The organism is Actinoplanes philippinensis (assembly GCF_900113015.1).
In the GTDB taxonomy this organism is placed as follows: Bacteria; Actinomycetota; Actinomycetes; order Mycobacteriales; family Micromonosporaceae; genus Actinoplanes; species Actinoplanes philippinensis.
In genome coordinates, this window is sequence record NZ_FONV01000008.1 from 311318 (window position 1) to 329881 (window position 18564).

The following is an 18564-nucleotide window of genomic DNA, read 5'->3' on the forward strand; positions in this document are numbered from 1 at the left end:
TCGACGCCTGTCGACCAGCGGCTCGGTCGCCGATACGATCAGGCGCATCCGACTGGAAGGACCCGGCACCGGCGATGGCGGCAGCGACACCCCGCAGGCAGCCCACCCTCGACGAGGTGGCCGAGCGCGCCGGCGTGTCCCGCTCGGCGGCGTCCCGGGTCCTCAACAACGCGCCGTACGTCAGCCGTCCCACCCGCGAGGCCGTCGAGAAGGCGATCAAGGAACTCGGCTACCGGCCCAACCGCACCGCCCGCGCGCTGGCCACCCGGCAGACCGGCATCGTCGCCCTCGCGCTCTCCCACGACGACCCGGCGCTGTTCGCCGACCCGTTCTTCGCCCAGGTCATCGTCGGCGTCTCGGCCGTCCTCGAGGAGACCGACCTGCACCTGCTGCTGTGCCTGGCCAGCTCCGGCCGCGGCCGGTCCCGGCTGACCAACCTGCTGCAGGCCCGCGGCGTGGACGGCATCATGCTGATGGCCCTGCACGGCGACGACCCGCTCACCGGCATCGTCGACCGGGCCGGCCTCCCGGTGGTGCACGGCGGCCGGCCACTGCACGTCGAGCCACAGTGGTATGTCGACTCCGACAACCTCGGCGGCGCGCGACTGGCCACCGAGCACCTGCTCGCCCTCGGCCGGACCCGGATCGTCACCATCACCGGCCAGATGGCCACCCAGGTCGGCGAGGCCCGCCACCGCGGCTACCGGGAAGCGATGATCATGGCGGGCCGTGAGCCGTACGGCATGGCGGAGAGCGACTTCACCGAGGCCGGCGGCGCCGCGGCGATGAAACTCCTGCTCGACCGCCACCCCGACCTCGACGCCGTCTTCGCCGCCAGCGACAAGATGGCCGCCGGGGCGCTGCGCGTGCTCAGCGACGCCGGGCGATCGGTGCCCGCCGACGTGGCGGTGGTGGGTTTCGACGACCTCGACGTCGCCGCGCAGACCGACCCGCCACTGACCACCGTCCACCAGTCGATCCAGGCCCTCGGACGGGAGATGGCCCGGATGCTGCTGGCCCTGATCGCCGGGGAGAGCCCCACCTCATTGATCCTGCCCACCGGCCTCATCCGGCGCGGGTCGGCCTAACCTGGCACGGTGGACGACGACATCGCACCGATCCGGATCGGCCTGGCGCTCGGTGGCGGGGCGGTGCGCGGCGCGGCACACATCGGCGTCCTCGATGCCCTCGACCGGGCCGGGCTGCAACCCGCGATCATCACCGGGACCAGCGCCGGCGCCCTGGTCGGGGCCCTCTACGCCAACGGGATGAGCCCCGCCGAGATCGCCGAGGTGGCGCAGACCCTGCGCTGGGCCCGCCTGGTCCGGCCCGGGCGCACCCGCAAGGCGCTCTTCGAGACGTCGAAGCTGGGGCTGTTCCTGGAGACCACCCTCGGCGGCGTCGGCTTCGAGGGCCTGCGGCGCCCGTTCGCGGCGATCGCCTGCGACCTGACCACCGGCAGCGAGGTGGTCCTGCGGTCCGGGCCGGTGGCGAGCGCCGTGCTGGCCAGCGCCGCCATCCCCGGGGTGTTCCCGCCGGTGGAGCGCGACGGGCACCTGCTCGTCGACGGCGGACTGGTGACGATGGTGCCGGCCGCGCTGGCCCGGCAGATGGGCGCCGACATCGTGATCGCGGTCGACGTGTCCGGCCCGCTGCCGCGCCGCCCGCCGACCACGGTGCTGCACATCCTGGTTGCGGTCAGCACCCTGCAGCCCGGCGGCCGCGACGCGCTCGACGAGCAGGCGGACCTGGTGCTGAAACCGGAGGTCGACGCGTACGCGTTCTGGGAGCTGACCCGGATCCCGGAGTTCGAGGAGTCCGGCCGGGAGGCCACCGAGAAGGCGCTGCCGGTGATCCACGCGCTGCTGACCGCGGCCGAGGCCCGCCGCGACTGGCAGCGCGGCCTCTGACGGACCGGCCGCCACCGCCCGCTCTTCCCGGCTCGGCCACCGTCTCATCGGGTGCGGATCAGCCGGTCCAGGATCTGTCGCAGGATGAGTTCGTGGCCGGCCGGCGTCGGGTGCACACCGTCGGCCTCCAGGAACCCGGCCGTCGCCCCGGCGCGGGTGGTCTCGTACAGGTCGACGGCGTCCGGCGCCACCTTGCGTACCGCCTCGGCGACCTCGGCGACCGCCTCGGCCGTCCAGCGCACCGGCGCGCCGGCGAAGGAGGCGTCGATACGGTCCTGGTCGACGGCGGGTGGCGTGACGACCGTGATCGAGGCGCCCAGCTGGTGGGTGATGAGATCGATCAGCGCCCGGAGGTTGCGTTCGGTCTCCGCGATGGTGGCCATCCGGTATCCCGGGGCGCGGCCGTGGAAGCGGGCGTCGTTGGTGCCGATCATCAGCAGCACGTGGCCGGGCCCGGCGGCCTCCAGGGTGTCGAAGCGTTCCAGGATGTCGGCGGTGGTGTCGCCGCTGACGCCGAGATTGACGAGCGCGGCTCCGGTCGGGCCGGTCGAGGCGGCCAGCAGCTCGAACCAGCCGAGGCGGTCGGCCGTGATCGAGTCGCCGACGGCGACGATCCGGTCGTCCGGCCTCAACCGCAGACCGGCCACGGCGCTGCGGTAGCCGTCGTCGGCCAGCATCCGGGCGGCCCTCGCACGGGTCTCGTCGTGCATCGCCCGGATCATCGACGCGACGGTGTCCGGCCTGCTGGCCAGCATGCCGGCGAGCAGGCCGAGGTGCCCGTCGTCGTCGATCGGGAACCGCTGGAGCATCGGCCACTGCGGGGTACGGGTGTAGCGCAGGAAGTGGCGGCGCTCGTCGTCGCTGTAGGACTGCGCCGGGTTCATGCCGGCCCGCACGGGACGGCGGGGAAGTGTCGTACGCACATGTCTCAGCCCTTGATCGAACCCTGGAGCAGCGCCGCGACGAAACGGCGCTGGAAGACGAGGAACACGGTCAGCGTCGGCACCAGGATCAGCAGGGCGCCGGCGCACAGCAGCGGGATGTCGGTGCCCCACTGCCCCTGGAAGGCGCCGAGAGCCCCGGCCATCGTGCGTTTCGCCGGGTCGTCGACGAGCACGATGGCCAGCAGGAACTGGTTCCACGTCCAGAGGAACAGCAGGATCGCCAGGGACGAGAGCGCGGGCATGGCCAGCGGCACGTGCACCCGGCGGAACAGTTGCCAGGCGCCGGCGCCGTCGACCCGGGCCGCTTCGGAGAGATCGCTGGGCATGGTGACGAAGTGCGCCCGCATCCACAGCACGGAGAAGGGCATGAACAGGCCGATGAGCGGCAGGATGATCGCCCACCGGGTGTTGAGCAGGCCCATGTCGCGGACCTGGTAATAGAGGGGGGTGATGATCCCCTCGAACGGCAGGGTCAGGCCGAGCACGAAGACCAGGAAGCCGGCGCGGTGCCCCGGCATCCGGAGGTGGCCGAAGGCGAAACCGGCCATGGTCCCGAACAGCAGCGACGCGGGTACGACGCCGAGCACGATGAGCACGCTGGAGTAGAGCAGCGTGCCCATGCCGGCGGCCCGGAAGGCGTCGAGGAAGTTGCCCCACTGCGGATCGGCCGGCCAGGACAGCCCGGACGGGTAGGTGCCGGACGGGTGCAGCGCGGTGACGAAGAGGCTGACGAACGGCAGCAGGGTGACGGCCATCAGCAGGACGAGCAGGACCCGTCCGGTGAGGTTCTCGCGCACTGTGGTCTTCAACGGGAGCCGTCCCGGGTGAGGCGCTGGATGGGCAGGACGCAGGCCAGCACGAGGACGATGAGGGCGACGGCCAGGGCCGAGGCCATGCCGACCTCGCGTTCGGAGAAGGCCAGGTAATAGATCTCCAGGCCGGGGACCATGGTGGCGTTGCCGGGACCGCCCTGGGTGGCGATGTAGACGATGTCGAAACTGGCCAGGGCGGCGATCACGGTGACCGTGACGCAGACGCCGATCTCCTGGCGCAGGCTGGGCAGCGTGATCGACAGGAACTCCCGGACCGGGCCGGCGCCGTCGAGCCGGGCGGCCTCGTACAGCGACGGGTCGATCTTGCTCATGCCGGCAAGCAGCAGCAGGGTGCAGAGGCCCACGAGAACCCAGGCGCCGATGACGCCGACGGCGGGCAGCGCGGTGCCGAAGTCGCCGAGCCAGGCGCGGGTGAGGTCGCCGAGCCCGACGGCTGACAGCAGCTCGTTGGCCGTGCCGGTGGTGGACAGCAGCCAGCTCCACATGATTCCGGCCGCGACCAGGGGGATGACCTGCGGCAGGAACAGCACGGTCCGGGCCACCACGGCCAGCCGGCTCTGGGCGATGTCGCGGATGGTGGCCGCCACGAACAGGCCGAGGATCACCGGGACGCCGCTGAAGAAGATGATCAGCTCGAAGGCGTGCAGGATCGAGGCGGACAGGTCCTCGTCGGTGAGCAGCCTCCGGTAGTTGTCCAGGCCGACCCAGGTGGAGGCGCCGATGCCGTTCCAGTCGTACAGCGAGTACTGGACGGTCAGCAGTAGCGGCCGCAGGACGAACGTGGCGTACATGATGACGGCCGGCGCGGCGAACAGCCAGCCCAGCCAGATCGCCCGGGAGCGGCGCGCGCGGTCCGCGCGCCGCTCCGTGACCGGTGCGGACATCAGTTCTTGACCTGGGACTCGTAGTCCTTCTGCACCGCGGCGAGCAGGGCTTCGGGCGTCTGCTGGCCGGCGGCGAGTTTCTGCAGCTGAGGAGTCCAGCTCTTGGCGTAGATGGCGCCCGTGGCGTTGGCGATGAAGTCCATGGCGCCGTTGTCCTGGCCGATGACCGCGCCGGCGGCGAGGGTGGCGGCGGTGACGCTGCCCTCCTTGACGGCGGGCATGTAGGCGTCGGCCGGGCCCATCGGGTGCGAGCCGCCGACCGTGACCGCGATGTCGCGGGCCTTCTGGTCGGTGGCGACCCAGTTGAGGAAGAAGACGGCGCAGTCGGCGTTCTTGGCCTTGCTGCCGATGCCGTAGGTCAGCGGTGCGGACATCGCGGCCTGCTTGCCACCGGCCTGTGCCGGGGGCATCAGGAAGAAGCCGACGTTGCCGGCCATCTGCTTGTCGAGGTTGCCCGACTCCCAGTCGCCGTCGAAGATGAACAGGTTCTTGCCCTCGATGAAGCGGCTCATCATGGTGGCGTAGTCCTGGGAGTTGATGTCCGGGGCGAAGAACCCCGACTTGATCCACTTCTCCAGGTGCTGGGTGGCCTGCAGGTTGGGCGGGGTGTCGATGGTGGCCCCGGACCGCTGGAAGATCCAGTTGTTGATCGCGCCCGCGTCGCCGTACGCCGCCATCAGGTTCTGCAGGGGGAAGGCCAGGCCGCCGGTCGCGCCGCCGTTGAACTGGTTGATCGGGGTGACACCGGCGTTCTTCGCCTTCTCCAGCAGGGTGTCGAACTCCGCCAGGGTGGCCGGCGGCTGTGTCATGCCGATCTGGGTGGCGAGCTTCTTGTTGTAGAAGACGCCGGTCATGCTGAAGTTGAGGCCCATCGCGTAGAGCGGGCCGTCGCCACGCCGGCCGTCCGGGCCCACCCGCATCTGCTGCAGCTGGGAGGCCGGCCAGCCGGTCCAGCCCAGGGTCTGGGCGTAACCGTCGAGGTTCTTCAGCAGACCGTCCTTGACCAGCTCGGAGACCTGCGGCAGGCGCATCAGGTCCGGCGGGTCGTCGGCCAGCACCCGCGGGGCGTTCTGCGTGATCACCGCGAACTGGTCCTCCCGGATGTCCCAGGTGACGTTGGGGTGCTGCTTGGTGAACTCCTCGGTCAGGCTCTTCGGGAGCGGGAACCCGGTCTCGAAGTACGCCTTGAGCGTGATCGGCGCCGTGCCGCAGGTCGCGGTGGTGGCGGGCGCGGCGCTGGAGTTCGGATCGGCGCTGCTCGCGTCGCTGCCGGGGGCGCTGCACGCGACGGTGGCGAGAAGGGTGGCAAGGGTTATCGCGGTCAGTAGTGGTCGACTGGTGGTTCCGTGAGCCATGTCAGGCCTCCAGGATCGCAGAACTTCCGGTGGTGAGGAGATCACCGCCGGTCGTGCGATGACGTGGTTATCGGTATTTCGTCCCGGCCTGCGTACGGCTGTCGCCGTGTTGCCCAGCCCCGGTGGCAGCCGTCCCACGTTCGTGTAACAAGCACGAAACCGCATCGCGACAGACGTGTCAAGCGTTTCTATAAAAGCACTTTTATCGCTGGGGCGAGGAGCTCAGAGACCCCTCGGGCCGGGCATGTCTCAGGTCGTGGACCGCTGGACCAGCTGTACGTCGAGCACTGTGGTGGACCGCGGGCGCGTGCCGTCGACGTGGCCCAGCAGCACCGACAACGCGATGCCGCCGGACTCCTCGAACGGCTGCCGGACAGTGGTCAGATCGGCCGCCGTGGCGGTCTCGCCGTCGTCGAAGCCCATCACCGCCAGGTCGGCCGGCACCCGCAGCCCCCGGTCGCGGGCGGCCAGCAGCACGCCCACGGCGAGCGTGTCGTGATGCGCCATGACCGCGGTGGGCCGCTCCGCCAGGTCGAGCAGCTCCGCCGCGGCGCGCCGGGCCGCGTCGACGGAGTTGTCGCCGGTCGCGACGATCACCTCACCGCCGGCGGCCTCGATCACCCGCCGGAACCCGGACAGCCGCCGGATCGCCTGCGACTCGTAGTCGGACACCTGTCGCTCCAGCAGGTAGCCGACCCGACGATGGCCCCGGTCGCGCAGGTGGGCGGCGGCCAGCCCGCCCCCGTCGCTGTCGTCGATCACGACACGGCTGAACAGCGAGCTGTCGGCGTCGACCGCCACGGTCGGCAGACTCCGCTCGCGGAGCCGGTCCGCGATGGCGTCCTCGATCCGCAGGCCCATCACGATCAGACCGTCCAGCCGGCCGTGCAGGGGCATGCTCGCCAGCACCGGCGACGACGCCAGAGCGGCCGACTCGTGATCGAAGACCACGACGTCGATCTCCAGCTCGCTCGCCGCGCTCAGCACCCCGGACAGCCGGCGCAGATACGACCCGTACGACGTGAACGGCGCCATCACACCGATCCGCCCGGCCGCGCGCCGGGCCAGGCTGACCGCCTGCGCCTTGGGGACGAACCCGAGCTCGTCGGCGGCGGCCAGCACCCGCGCGCGGGTCGCCGGGCTGACCCGGTCGGGCTTGTTGAGAACGTTGGAGACCGTCGAGATACTCACCTGGGCGCGGTCGGCGACCTCGTAGATGGTGACCCGATCATCCGCCGCCACGTCCGCCCCATTCCGATGTGCCGCCCGCCGCGCTCCGAAGCGCTTTACCGAAAGCACTGTACCGACCGGGACCCCGGCCGGGGGGTGGCCTGTCAGCCGGCCAGCGGGGGCCGGATCCGGAAGCTGCTGTCGGCGCGGAACCCGTCACTGCCGTCGTTGTAGCCGATGCGCAGCTGGGCGCCGGTCCACCGCAGGCAGAGCTGCGGGTAGTTGTGCGACCGCAGGATCACGGCATCCGGGGTCGCGCCCGGCAGCGCGCAGTAGGTCGCGTCCTTCGGGAAGACGGCCGTGGCGTCCCGGGCGTCGGTGCGGGCCAGCAGCTCGTAGTGCCGCAGGTACCGGCCGTCCAGGGTGCGGAACGAGTAGCAGTCCGGGTCGGCCAGCCCGGCGACGGCCACGAAGGTGGCCCGGCGCCGCGCGCGGTCGTCACCCGGGGCCGGGGCGATCACGGCCACGTCGTCGTCGCGGGCGGTGAGGAACCCACCGTCGGCGAGTTGCAGCGACAGCCGTCCCGGCCGGATCGCAGGCGGGGACGGGGAGGCCGGCGGCGGGTTCGTCGCCGAGGTGGTGGTGGCCTGCGGAGCGGTGACCGTGCGCGGCGCCTCCGGCGGCCCGTCCTGCAGGACGATCGGGACCGCCACCGCGGCGGCCACCGTCGCGCTGGTCACCGCGGCGACCAGCGGATGGGTGGACAGCAGCTTCACCACGGTGGCCTTCAGGCCGGTGGCCACCGTGCCGGACGCCGCCGCCGGGGCCGCCTTGGCCAGGACCAGATCGGTGAGACCGGCCGGCACGGCGAGAGCCGGCAGGCTCGCGAGCAGCCGCTCGATCGGCAGATGCCGCTGCGCCGCCGGAGCGCACACCGGGCAGGCCCGCACGTGCCGGGCCAGCCGTTTGCGCCACACCCGATCCGGCCGGCCGTCCCACCCGGCGGTCAGCCCGGCCAGCTCCGGGCAGTCGCCGCCGAGCGCCGTGACCAGCGTGCGGGCCGTGTCGAGCTGCTCCCGCATACGCTGGATGCGGACACCGGTGTGCGCGACGCTCAGATCCAGGGCGGCGGCGATCTCCGCCCGGTTCATGATTCCGGCGACCTCCTGCCACCAGAGCGACAGCAGGATCCGGTCGTCCGCGTCGAGCCACCGCCCGGCCCGGGCGACCTCGCGGCGCTGGGCGCTCAGCTCGGCGCGCAGCAGCCCGGCGCCCTCCGGATCACCACCGGGGTCGGGCCGGCCGATCGCGTCCTCCAGGACCGTGGTGCGGCCGGCCCTCGACTCCTGCCGGGTCCGGTAGGTGCCGACCTGACGCACCGCGATCGACGTCAGCCAGGTCGGGAAGCTTCCCGGGCTGCGCAGCGTCGACAGGTCCCGTACCGCCCGGACCATCGTGTCCTGCACGATGTCGTCCACGTCGGCGCTGTCGTCCACAGCGCGGCCCACGACGTTGCGGATCAGCGGAAGGTACGTGGAGACGAGCTCGGTGAGCGCGCGGCGATCCCCGTGTTGTGCGGCGGTGACCGTGGTGGCCAGGTTGGTGTCCGGTGCCCTCATAGCGGGATCCACCCTATGCCCCTTGATCGCGATCCCGGCCGGTCCGGTGTCGTTTGCGCGGACAGTACGAACTTCAGCGATCTGAATCATCCGCGGTTGAAAAACCGTTACGTGCGGTGGTGCCGCATGGTCGTCCGGTACTTGAGAAAGAATTAAGAAAGCAGTTCAAGGCAACCTGTTATGCCCGTGCGCGGTACCTGGTCTGGACTTGTTTCTGCAGCTCAGTGTGGTTTTGGAATCAATTCTTTGCCCCGGCTTGAGGCCGTGGAAATGCTCTGCAATCATGGGTCGTCGCCGTGGGAACGTTCCCGGCGCATTTGTCGGCGAGCATTTCTCGCCGCATTCGTCCACTGATGGTGGACTGCCGGCCGCCGCCCCCAACGGCGGCACATCATCCCCTGAAAGGCACCGTCGTCATGACCACATCGAGCCGTTCACGCCGGTTGCGTACGCTCCTGCCCGTCCTGCTGACCGCCACCGTCGCCGGGAGCGCGGCGATCGTCTTCGCCACCACCTCGGAGGCGGCCACCACCCTCGGCGCCTCGGCCGCGGCGAAGAACCGCTACTTCGGCGCCGCGATCGCCGCGTCGAAACTCGGCGACAGCACCTACACCACGATCCTGAAGCGGGAGTTCACCTCGGTCACCGCCGAGAACGAGATGAAGTGGGACGCCACCGAGCCGTCCCGCGGCGTCTTCAACTACTCCGCCGGCGACCGGATCCTCAACCAGGCGCAGTCGAACGGGCAGAAGATCCGCGGGCACGCGCTGGCCTGGCACTCGCAGATGCCGGGCTGGGCGCAGTCGCTGTCCGGCAGCACGCTGCGCTCGGCGATGCTCAACCACATCACCCAGGTCGCCACCCACTACAAGGGCAAGATCCACTCGTGGGACGTGGTGAACGAGGCGTTCGCCGACGACGGCCGCGGCTCACGGCGCGACTCCAGCCTGCAGCGCACCGGCAACGACTGGATCGAGGCGGCCTTCAAGGCGGCGCGGGCCGCCGACCCGGGCGCGAAGCTCTGCTACAACGACTACAACACCGACGGCGTCAACGCGAAGAGCACCGCCGTCTACACCATGGTCAAGGACTTCAAGGCACGCGGCGTCCCGATCGACTGCGTCGGCTTCCAGTCGCACCTGACCAACAACGCTCCCGGCGACTACCAGGCCAACCTGCAGCGGTTCGCCGACCTCGGCGTCGACGTGCAGATCACCGAGCTGGACATCTCCGGCAGCAACCAGGCCGCCGCCTACACCGCCGTCACCAAGGCCTGCCTCGCGGTCTCGCGCTGCACCGGCATCACGGTCTGGGGCATCCGCGACAGCGACTCGTGGCGCACCGGCACCAACCCGCTGCTGTTCGACGCCTCCGGCAACAAGAAGGCCGCCTACACCGCGGTGCTGAACACCCTCAACAGCGGCGGCGGCGGGACCACCACCACGGCGCCGTCCGGCACGATCGACACCAACGCGTGGTACGTGCTGGTCAACCGCACCAGCGGCAAGGCCCTGGACGTCTACAACCTGGCCACCGGCGACGGCGCCCGGATCACCCAGTGGACGCGTAACGACCAGGCGCAGCAGCAGTGGCAGTTCGTGTCCTCCGGCAACGGCCTCTACCGGCTCAAGTCGAAGCACTCCGGCAAGGTCCTCGATGTGCAGAACCGGTCGACCGCCGACGGTGGCGGCATCGTGCAGACGACCGACGCCAATGCCGCGGGCCAGCAGTTCAGCGTCCAGACCATCGACGGCTACATCCAGTTGATCAACCGCAACAGCGGCAAGGCCGTCGAGGTGCAGGGCGCGGCCACCACCGACGGGGCCAACGTCGTGCAGTACAGCGACTGGAACGGCGCCAACCAGCAGTGGCAGCTCGCTCGCGTCGGCTGACGGCGTACCCCCTCGTCTTGAAGGAGATCGACATGGAACACCGTGCCGGGCGCCGCACACGCTGGCGCACCGCTCTCGCCGCGATGGTCCTGCTCACCGGCGGCGGCGCCATCGCCGTGACCGCCTCCACGGCCTCCGCCGCCACCATCGACACCGGCGCCTCCTACGTGCTGGTCAACCGCACCAGCGGCAAGGCCCTGGACGTCTACAACCTGGCCACCGGCGACGGCGCCCGGATCACCCAGTGGACGCGTAACGACCAGGCGCAGCAGCAGTGGCAGTTCGCCGACGCCGGTGGCGGCTACTACCGGCTCAAGTCGAAGCACTCCGGCAAGGTTCTGGACGTGCAGAACCGGTCGACCGCCGACGGCGGCGCGATCGTGCAGTTCACCGACGCCAATGCCGCCAGCCAGCAGTTCAGCGTCCAGGACATCGACGGCTACATCCAGCTGATCAACCGCAACAGCGGCAAGGTCGTCGAGGTGCAGGGCGCGTCGACCGCCGACGGGGCCAACGTCGTGCAGTACAGCGACTGGAACGGCGCCAACCAGCAGTGGCAGCTGGTCCGGGTCGGCGGCAGCACGCCGACCAGCCCGGCCGCCTCGTCGCCGGCCGGGTCGTGCGCGCTGCCGTCGAGTTATCGGTGGTCGTCGAGCGGGGTGCTGGCCAACCCGAAGTCCGGGTGGGCGTCGCTGAAGGACTTCACGCACGCGCCGTACAACGGGCGGCAGCTGGTCTACGCGACCACCCACGACAACGGCACGTCCTGGGGCTCGATGAACTTCAGCCCGTTCACCAACTGGTCGGACATGGGCTCGGCGAGCCAGAACGGGATGAACTTCTCGGCCGTCGCGCCGTCGCTGTTCTTCTTCGCGCCGCGCAACATCTGGGTGCTGGCCTACCAGTGGGGCGGGCCGGCGTTCTCCTACCGCACCTCCAGCGACCCGACGAACCCCAACGGCTGGTCGTCGCCGCAGACGCTGTTCTCCGGGAGCATCTCCGGCTCCGACACCGGCCCGATCGACCAGGCCGTCATCGGTGACTCCACGAACATGTACCTGTTCTTCGCCGGCGACAACGGCAAGATCTACCGGGCGAGCATGCCGATCGGCAATTTCCCCGGCAGCTTCGGCACCGCGTCGACGGTCGTGCTCAGCGACACCAAGAACAACCTGTTCGAGGCGGTCCAGGTCTACAAGGTGGCCGGCCGCAGCCAGTACCTGATGATCGTCGAGGCGGTCGGCAGCCAGGGCCGCTACTTCCGGTCGTTCACCGCCACCAGCCTGGGCGGGACGTGGACGCCGCAGGCCGCGACCGAGAGCAACCCGTTCGCGGGCAAGGCCAACAGCGGCGCCACCTGGACCAACGACATCAGTCACGGTGAGCTGATCCGGAGCAGCGCCGATCAGACCATGACCGTGGACCCCTGCAACCTGCAGCTGCTCTACCAGGGCCGCTCGCCGAGCTCCGGTGGCGACTACGGCCGGCTGCCGTACCGGCCGGGTCTGCTGACCCTGCGACGCTGACGGACCGGTCGACGGCTTCAGCGGGCCCGGCGCGATGCCGGGCCCGCTTTCCGGCCATGAATGCTGCGAAAAATGCCGCCGGGAAAACTGTTATAACTGCTCCTCATGGGTGCTGAACTGCGCTTCCATGACGTCGGCCGAATTCATCATTTGTTGCCATGGGAGCGCTCCCGTAACATTCGCGCATTGCTCCTGATAAATGTCTTGAGGCGGAGGCCCCCGAATGGCGGAACGAAGAACACCGAACCGGAGACTCCTCGGCGTGGTGGTCGCCGCCGCGGTGACGATCATGGCCACCGGCGCGGCGCTGCTGACCGGCGGCACCGCCCAGGCCGCCACCACCGCCGGCTGCGGCAAGACCCCGACCCTGCGCGACGGCAGCTACACCATCCAGAGCGGCGGCCGCGCCCGCACCTACCTCCTGCGGCTGCCCGGGAACTACTCCAGCAGCCAGGCGTACCGGCTGGTCGTCGGACTGCACTGGCTCAACGGCAGCGCCAACGACGTGGTCGGCAACGGCTTCTACGGACTGCAGCAGCGAGCCGCGAACAGCGCGATCTTCATCGCGCCGCAGGGCCTCGACGCGGGATGGGCCAACACCGGCGGGCGGGACGTCACCCTCGTCGACGACATTCTGCGTACGGTCGAGAACGACCTCTGCGTCGACACGTCACAGCGGTTCGCCCTCGGCTTCAGCTACGGCGGCGCGATGAGCTACGCCCTCGCCTGTGCCCGGCCCACCGTGTTCCGTGCGGTCGCCCCGATCGCCGGCGCCAACCTCAGCGGCTGTGCGTCGGCCGCCCAGCCGGTCGCCTACTTCGGCATCCACGGCACCCGCGACAGCGTCCTCAACATCTCCCAGGGCCGCAGCCTGCGCGACTCCTTCGTCCGCGCGAACGGCTGCACCGCCCAGAACCCGCCCGAGCCGGCCGCCAACAGCGGCACCCACATCACCACCAACTACTCCGGCTGCCGCGCCGGATACCCGGTCCGGTGGGCCGCCCACGACGGCGACCACGTGCCGCTGCCGACCGACCGCAACGCCTCGTCGTCCTGGGTGTCCGCCGAGGTCTGGCAGTTCTTCACCTCGCTCGGCAGCACCACACCGTCGAGCCCCGGCCCGTCGAGCCCCGGCCCGTCGAGCCCCGGCCCGTCCGACCCGGTGCCGTCCGCTTCCAGCAGCTCCCCGCCCGGCCCGTCGTCCTGCCGGGTCAGCAGCAAGGTCAACGCGTGGGGCAGCGGCCTGACCGCCGACATCACCGTCACCAACACCGGCAGCGCCGCCGTCAACGGCTGGTCCGTGGCGTTCACCCTGGCCTCGGGCCAGACCGTCACCAGCGGCTGGAACGCCACCTACGCGCCGTCGTCCGGCCGGGTCGTGGCCACCAACGTCGCCTACAACGCGGTGGTGGCGCCCGGGGCGTCGGTCAGCTTCGGGTTCCAGGCCACCCACACCGGCAACAGCGGGGCGCCCACGGCGTACACCCTCAACGGCGCGACCTGCACCAGCGCCTGACAGACCTGCCTGGGGAGGCGAGGGGCCGCCGCCGGTCACGGCGGCGGCCTCTACGCTTGCGGGATGAAGGTTCTGTCCATCCAGTCGGCGGTCGCCCACGGGCATGTCGGCAACTCGGCCGCCGTCTTCCCGCTGCAGCGCATCGGTGTCGAGGTCGTCCCCGTCCACACCGTCAACTTCTCCAACCACACGGGGTACGGCGCCTGGCGCGGCCCCCTCATCCCGCCGCCGGATGTGGCCGAGATCCTGCTCGGGGTGGAGGAGCGGGGCGTCTTCCCGCAGATCGACGCCGTGCTGTCCGGCTATCAGGGCGGGGCCGGCATCGCCGACGTCATCATCGACGCGGTGCGCCGGGTCAAGGCCGCCAACCCCGCCGCGGTGTACGCGTGCGACCCGGTCATGGGCAACGCCAAGTCCGGCTGCTTCGTCGCGCCGGAGATCCCCGTGCTGCTGCGCGACAAGGTCGTGCCGGTCGCCGACATCATCACGCCCAACCAGTTCGAGCTGGGCTTCCTGACCGGCACCGAGCCCGCCGACCTCGAGTCGACGCTCGCCTCGGCCGACCTGGCCCGCGCGATGGGCCCGTCGACGGTGCTGGTCACGAGCGTGGAGCGGCCCGACCGCGAGGAGGGCACGATCGAGATGCTGGTCGTCGACCCGTCCGGCGCGTGGATCGTGAACACGCCGCACCTGCCGTTCAAGGCCAACGGCTCCGGCGACGTCACGGCTGCCCTGTTCACCGCGCACTACACGGCCACCAAGGATGCGGCGGTGGCGTTGGAGCGTACCGCCTCCAGCGTTTTTGACCTGATCGATCTGACCTTCCGGTCGGGGGAGCGGGAGCTGCGGCTGGTGCAGGCGCAGGAGTTCTACGCGAGCCCGCGCCTGCAGTTCAGCGCCAAGCAGGTGCGCTGACCGGCTGCGCTGGCCGGTCAGACTTGAGCGGAGTAGGCTCAAGTTTGGAGGAGGTGCCCGGATGAGTTCCATCGTGGCCTGCGAGAGATGCGGGCAGCGCAACCGCACCCGGCCGGCGGCGCCCGGCCGACCCGTCTGCGGCAAGTGCAAGGCCGCCCTGCCGTGGATCGCCGAGGCCGACGGGCGTTCCTTCCCCGAGGTGGTCGAGAAGTCGCCGATGCCGGTGCTCGTCGACTTCTGGGCCCCCTGGTGCGGGCCGTGCCGCCAGGTGACCCCGGCCCTGGAGCAGGTCGCCCGGCAGCTCGCCGGCCGGATCAAGCTGGTGAAGGTGAACATCGACACCGCACCCGGCCTGCAGCGCCGTTTCCAGGTCCAAGCCGTCCCGACCCTGCTGGTCGTCACCGGGGGCCGGGTCACCGCCCGCCGCTCCGGCGCGGCTCCGGCCGGCGCCCTGCGGCAGTGGGTGGAGCAGCACCTGCCCGCAGTGCCGGCGCGGACGCCCTAGCTGTGCCCGGGGGCCGCCTCACGGTTTCCGGGCCACCGCGCCGTAGACCGAGACCTGCGCATCCGACGGCGTCGCTCGGCCGGCCGGCTCACCGGGATCGGGCCGCCACGCGGGCAGGATCCGCAAACCCGGGTCCACGACGTCCAGGCCGGTGAAGAACCGTTCGATCTGCTGCCTGGACCGGACCCGCATGGTGACGCCCTGCCGGCGGTAGACCTCGGCCACCTGTTCCCACGCCTCCGGACGGAAATCGCCGGTCAGGTGCGACAGCGCCAGGTAGCTGCCCGACGGCAGGGCGGCCATCAGCCGCTCGACGATGCTCCACGGGTCGTGCTCGTCGCCGAGGAAGTGCAGGATCGCGATCAACAGCAGCCCGACCGGGCGGTTCAGGTCGAGGGTGTCGTTCAGAACCGCCGAACGCAGGATGCCGTCGACGTCGCGCAGGTCCGCCTCGAGGTAGTCGGTCCGGCCGCCGGGATGGCCGGCCAGCAGCGCCCGGGCGTGGAGCAGCACGATCGGGTCGTTGTCCACGTAGACGATCCGGGAACGCGGATTGATTTCCTGAGCGATGTGGTGGACGTGCGGCGCGCTCGGTATCCCGGTCCCGATGTCGAGGAACTGGTCGATGCCCTGCTCCGCCAGATACCGCACCGCCCGGCCCAGGAACAGCCGGTTCTCCCGCGGCGGGATACGGCTGTCCGGGTTGGCCCGCAGACCTCTCTCGGCCGCCTCCCGGTCGGCCGCGAAGTTGTCCTTGCCGCCGAGCAGGTAGTTGTACACCCGGGCCGGGTGTGGGCGGTCGGGGTGCAGGTCGGCGCGGGTTCCGGGATCGGGCTCCGGTTGCTCGGCCATCGATGACCTCTCCTTCTCCGTGGTCCTCCGATCAGGACCGAATGTCGCAGAGGCCCGGACGATCGTCCACCCGGACGGTGGTCCGCCGCAGCAGGGTGTGGCAGATCGCGTACAGCAGGACGCCGTCGAGGTAGTGGCAGAACATCGCACCGGGATACGTCGGGCCGCCCCATGCGTTGCGGGGGAAGTTCGGGTCCAGGCCGGCGAAGACCTGCAGTCCGATGCGCCAGGCCAGGTACACCTCCAGCAGTACGAGAAAGGCGACGGCGAGGCAGCGCAGCAGACCCGCAACGGTGGAGCCGGACCGGAACGTGGCGCCGATCCGTGCCGTGATCGGCCGCCCGAGCGGTGTGAAGATCACTTTCCAGCCGAGCGGGTCACGGCGGGAGGCCACCACGAACCAGACGGTCACGACGGCGAGGACGCCCATGTGCGGCAGCCACGCCTCGGTGCCCGCGATCTGCGGTTCGAGTGTGCCGGATCGGTGCGAATACCTGACGACGCCGCTGGCCAGCCCGGCGATCAGGGAAACGCTCGCGATGACGACGGCGGGACGGGACAGCTGCAACCGGTGGTTTGTCATGGCGGGAACCTTGCGCCCCGCCGACCGGCTCCGGCGTCACTCTCCAGCATGATCCGGGGCATCCCTCGGGAGTCGCCCTGTCATTCCTCAGCATGACGCCTTCGCCGGTCCGTCTCGCTAAGTTGATCCACATGCGAGTCGACCGGGGTGTCCGGCTGTCACCCGACCTGCTGGACATCACTCTCGCGGCCGGGTCGTTCGGGCTGTTCACCCTTCCCGTGCTGCTCCGTGGTTCCGGTCATTCGCCGACGGCGGCGGTCCTGGTGCTCGGCGTCGCTGCGGCCGTCCCGCTGGCGGCACGCCGGGCGGCGCCGGTCCCGGTGCTCATCACGGTCGCGCTGGTCCTCGGCGTGGCGGCGCTGGCCGATGTCGGGTTCACGGTGTTTCACAGCAACGCGGGTCCGGCGCTGGCGATCGCGGTGATGACGGTTGCCGATCGGCTTCCGCGGGCGGTGTCACTGCGGGCGAGCGTGGCCGCGGCCGGGCTGATCACCGTGGCGGAGCTGATCGGGATGGAGTTGCATCCGGCCACCGGGCGCAACGCCGTCCAACTGGTTCTCGCGATGGTGGCCTGGCTCGTGGGGTACGCGTTCGGCGCTCGCCGACAGGCGGAGCGGCGATTGGCCGCGGAGACCGCGGAGCGTGCCAAGGAGGCGGAGCGGCGGGTCCGGGCCGAGGAAAGGGTCCGGGTGTCGGCGGATGTCCACGACATCGTGTCGCACACGCTGAGCATGATCGCGGTCCGCTCGGGGGTGGCCCGGGTGGTGCTCGAACAGCGGCCGGAGGAGGCGCTGGCAGCACTGTCGGCCATCGAGACGGCCAGCCGCAGCGCCTTGGACGAGCTGCGCGCGGTGTTGCATTCGTTGCGGGACGCCCCGGGGGACTCGCCGGGTGCGGCGGCCGCCCCGGCTGTCGAGCGACCGGCGCTCGCCGACGTCCGGTCGCTCGTCGACCGGTTGCGCGACGACGGTTACCCGATCACGCTGGCGTTGCCCGAGACGGCCACCGCATCGCCGGCGGTCGAGGAGTCGGCGTATCGCGTCGTGCAGGAGGCGTTGACGAACGTGGTGCGGCATGCCGGTCGGGTGGCGACCTCCGTCGAGGTCGGGAGCAGCCCGGAGGGGCTCGGCATCGCGGTGCGGAACGCCGCTCCGGCCGCCGGTCCGTCCGGGGCCGGACGAGGCAGCGGACATGGGCTGGCCGGGATGCGGGACCGTGTGGCGTTGTACGAGGGCACCGTTGCGGCAGGCCCGGAGCCGGACGGTGGTTACGCGGTGCGTGTTCACTTTCCGGCACGACCGATGAAACGGACGGCACGTGCTGACCGGACCGCGGCGAAGCGTCATGGCTGACCTGACCACCGGCGCCGATGGAAGCGCCGGGCCGATCCGGGTCCTGGTCGTCGACGACGAGGCGTTGGTACGAGCCGGATTCCGGGTGCTGCTGGAGACCGCGCCGGGGCTCACCGTGGTCGGCGAGGCCGCCGACGGCGCCGCGGCGGTCCGGCAGAGCCGTGCGCTGCGGCCGGACGTCCTGCTCATGGACATCCGGATGCCCGTCATGGACGGCCTGGAAGCCACCCGGCACATCGCTGACGACGACAGCATCCACGCCCGCGTGCTGATGGTCACGACGTTCGGGGAGGACGAGCACGTCTTCGCCGCGCTGCGCGCCGGAGCAAGCGGTTATGTCCTCAAGGACACACCCCCGGAAGACCTGCTCAGCGCTATCCGCATCGTCGCCGGCGGCGAGGCGCTGCTGACCCCGCGGGTGACCACTCGGCTGGTCGCGGAGTTCGTGCGCGGCACGTCCGGCGGCAACCCCGTGGCTCCCGCACCGGAAGCGCTCGGCGAACTGACCGAGCGTGAACGTGAGGTGCTGGTCCAGGTCGCGGCCGGCCGGTCGAACGCCGAGATAGCCGACCACTTCACCGTCAGTCTCCACACGGTGAAGACCCACGTGAGCCGGTTGCTGTTCAAACTGTCGGCCCGCGATCGGGTCCAGCTCGTCGTGCATGCCTACGAGGTCGGTCTGGTGGTCCCCGGCAGGTGAGAGAGCGT

The 18564-nt window shown here is 70.7% G+C and carries 17 protein-coding genes; 9 read left to right on the plus strand and 8 right to left on the minus strand.

All coding sequences use genetic code 11. The features are described from left to right. Positions 1–74: 74 nt before the first annotated feature. Positions 75–1088, plus strand: coding sequence for a LacI family DNA-binding transcriptional regulator (locus tag BM290_RS22445; protein ID WP_177319844.1), 1014 nt, complete (start codon positions 75–77; stop codon positions 1086–1088). 9 nt (positions 1089–1097) lie between these two features. Next, complete coding sequence (locus BM290_RS22450; RefSeq protein ID WP_093617131.1) at positions 1098–1910, plus strand: patatin-like phospholipase family protein; 813 nt, start codon at positions 1098–1100, stop codon at positions 1908–1910. Between the two features lie 44 nt (positions 1911–1954). Here BM290_RS22450 and BM290_RS22455 read toward each other — a convergent pair whose 3' ends face one another. The 6 genes from BM290_RS22455 to BM290_RS22480 form a co-directional block, all read right to left on the minus strand. Then, positions 1955–2833, minus strand: a complete 879-nt coding sequence (locus BM290_RS22455; protein WP_143133880.1) for an SGNH/GDSL hydrolase family protein — start codon at positions 2831–2833, stop codon at positions 1955–1957. A gap of 5 nt (positions 2834–2838) precedes the next feature. Then, the gene (locus tag BM290_RS22460; RefSeq protein ID WP_177319845.1) at positions 2839–3663 is read right to left on the minus strand and encodes a carbohydrate ABC transporter permease; all 825 of its coding nucleotides are present in this window, start codon (positions 3661–3663) and stop codon (positions 2839–2841) included. Then, complete coding sequence (locus BM290_RS22465; protein ID WP_093617135.1) at positions 3660–4571, minus strand: carbohydrate ABC transporter permease; 912 nt, start codon at positions 4569–4571, stop codon at positions 3660–3662. The genes BM290_RS22460 and BM290_RS22465 overlap by 4 nt, the downstream gene beginning before the upstream one ends. Then, positions 4571–5926, minus strand: coding sequence for an ABC transporter substrate-binding protein (locus BM290_RS22470; protein WP_093617137.1), 1356 nt, complete (start codon positions 5924–5926; stop codon positions 4571–4573). The genes BM290_RS22465 and BM290_RS22470 overlap by 1 nt, the downstream gene beginning before the upstream one ends. A 249-nt stretch (positions 5927–6175) precedes the next feature. Then, complete coding sequence (locus tag BM290_RS22475; RefSeq protein WP_093617139.1) at positions 6176–7168, minus strand: LacI family DNA-binding transcriptional regulator; 993 nt, start codon at positions 7166–7168, stop codon at positions 6176–6178. A 92-nt stretch (positions 7169–7260) separates the two neighbouring features. Beyond that, the gene (locus BM290_RS22480; RefSeq protein WP_177319846.1) at positions 7261–8715 is read right to left on the minus strand and encodes a sigma-70 family RNA polymerase sigma factor; all 1455 of its coding nucleotides are present in this window, start codon (positions 8713–8715) and stop codon (positions 7261–7263) included. Positions 8716–9131: 416 nt separating this feature from the next. Between BM290_RS22480 and BM290_RS22485 the strand changes: the two genes are divergently transcribed. The 5 genes from BM290_RS22485 (at position 9132) to trxA (ending at position 15069) form a co-directional block, all read left to right on the plus strand. Beyond that, complete coding sequence (locus tag BM290_RS22485; RefSeq protein ID WP_093617143.1) at positions 9132–10607, plus strand: glycoside hydrolase family 10 protein; 1476 nt, start codon at positions 9132–9134, stop codon at positions 10605–10607. A gap of 83 nt (positions 10608–10690) precedes the next feature. Beyond that, complete coding sequence (locus tag BM290_RS22490; protein ID WP_093617501.1) at positions 10691–12133, plus strand: non-reducing end alpha-L-arabinofuranosidase family hydrolase; 1443 nt, start codon at positions 10691–10693, stop codon at positions 12131–12133. A gap of 223 nt (positions 12134–12356) precedes the next feature. Further along, a complete protein-coding gene (locus BM290_RS22495; RefSeq protein ID WP_093617145.1) occupies positions 12357–13649 on the plus strand; it encodes a CE1 family esterase in 1293 nt (430 codons plus the stop codon). A 63-nt stretch (positions 13650–13712) separates the two neighbouring features. Further along, positions 13713–14564 (plus strand): pyridoxal kinase PdxY, encoded by an 852-nt coding sequence (pdxY, locus tag BM290_RS22500; protein ID WP_093617147.1) that lies wholly within the window; start codon positions 13713–13715, stop codon positions 14562–14564. A gap of 61 nt (positions 14565–14625) precedes the next feature. After that, on the plus strand, positions 14626–15069 hold the full coding sequence (trxA, locus tag BM290_RS22505; protein WP_093617149.1) for a thioredoxin: 444 nt from the start codon (positions 14626–14628) through the stop codon (positions 15067–15069). A gap of 18 nt (positions 15070–15087) precedes the next feature. On the opposite strand, the gene BM290_RS22510 is transcribed toward trxA, so the two are convergent. After that, entirely contained in the window at positions 15088–15921 is an 834-nt protein-coding gene (locus BM290_RS22510) for an SAM-dependent methyltransferase (RefSeq protein WP_093617151.1), read from the minus strand. 31 nt (positions 15922–15952) lie between these two features. Next, positions 15953–16504 carry a hypothetical protein gene (locus BM290_RS48535; protein WP_177319847.1) on the minus strand — a complete coding sequence of 184 codons (552 nt, stop codon included), beginning with the start codon at positions 16502–16504 and terminating at the stop codon, positions 15953–15955. A gap of 131 nt (positions 16505–16635) precedes the next feature. Here BM290_RS48535 and BM290_RS22520 point away from each other — a divergent pair, with 131 nt between their 5' ends. Next, positions 16636–17856, plus strand: a complete 1221-nt coding sequence (locus BM290_RS22520) for a sensor histidine kinase (protein ID WP_143133881.1) — start codon at positions 16636–16638, stop codon at positions 17854–17856. Then, complete coding sequence (locus BM290_RS22525) at positions 17849–18556, plus strand: response regulator (protein ID WP_093617503.1); 708 nt, start codon at positions 17849–17851, stop codon at positions 18554–18556. Before BM290_RS22520 ends, BM290_RS22525 begins: the two co-directional genes overlap by 8 nt. The last annotated feature ends 8 nt before the right edge of the window (positions 18557–18564 follow it).

What these genes read in the sequence shown, in the direction of transcription:
- BM290_RS22445 (WP_177319844.1), top strand. Translation starts at nt 75, where the DNA reads ATGGCGGCAGCGACACCCCGCAGGCAGCCCACCCTCGACGAGGTGGCC.
- BM290_RS22465 (WP_093617135.1), bottom strand. Translation starts at nt 4,571, where the DNA reads ATGTCCGCACCGGTCACGGAGCGGCGCGCGGACCGCGCGCGCCGCTCC.
- BM290_RS22470 (WP_093617137.1), bottom strand. Translation starts at nt 5,926, where the DNA reads ATGGCTCACGGAACCACCAGTCGACCACTACTGACCGCGATAACCCTT.
- BM290_RS22480 (WP_177319846.1), bottom strand. Translation starts at nt 8,715, where the DNA reads ATGAGGGCACCGGACACCAACCTGGCCACCACGGTCACCGCCGCACAA.
- BM290_RS22485 (WP_093617143.1), top strand. Translation starts at nt 9,132, where the DNA reads ATGACCACATCGAGCCGTTCACGCCGGTTGCGTACGCTCCTGCCCGTC.
- BM290_RS22490 (WP_093617501.1), top strand. Translation starts at nt 10,691, where the DNA reads ATGGTCCTGCTCACCGGCGGCGGCGCCATCGCCGTGACCGCCTCCACG.
- BM290_RS22495 (WP_093617145.1), top strand. Translation starts at nt 12,357, where the DNA reads ATGGCGGAACGAAGAACACCGAACCGGAGACTCCTCGGCGTGGTGGTC.
- pdxY (WP_093617147.1), top strand. Translation starts at nt 13,713, where the DNA reads ATGAAGGTTCTGTCCATCCAGTCGGCGGTCGCCCACGGGCATGTCGGC.
- trxA (WP_093617149.1), top strand. Translation starts at nt 14,626, where the DNA reads ATGAGTTCCATCGTGGCCTGCGAGAGATGCGGGCAGCGCAACCGCACC.
- BM290_RS22510 (WP_093617151.1), bottom strand. Translation starts at nt 15,921, where the DNA reads ATGGCCGAGCAACCGGAGCCCGATCCCGGAACCCGCGCCGACCTGCAC.
- BM290_RS48535 (WP_177319847.1), bottom strand. Translation starts at nt 16,504, where the DNA reads ATGACAAACCACCGGTTGCAGCTGTCCCGTCCCGCCGTCGTCATCGCG.
- BM290_RS22520 (WP_143133881.1), top strand. Translation starts at nt 16,636, where the DNA reads ATGCGAGTCGACCGGGGTGTCCGGCTGTCACCCGACCTGCTGGACATC.
- BM290_RS22525 (WP_093617503.1), top strand. Translation starts at nt 17,849, where the DNA reads ATGGCTGACCTGACCACCGGCGCCGATGGAAGCGCCGGGCCGATCCGG.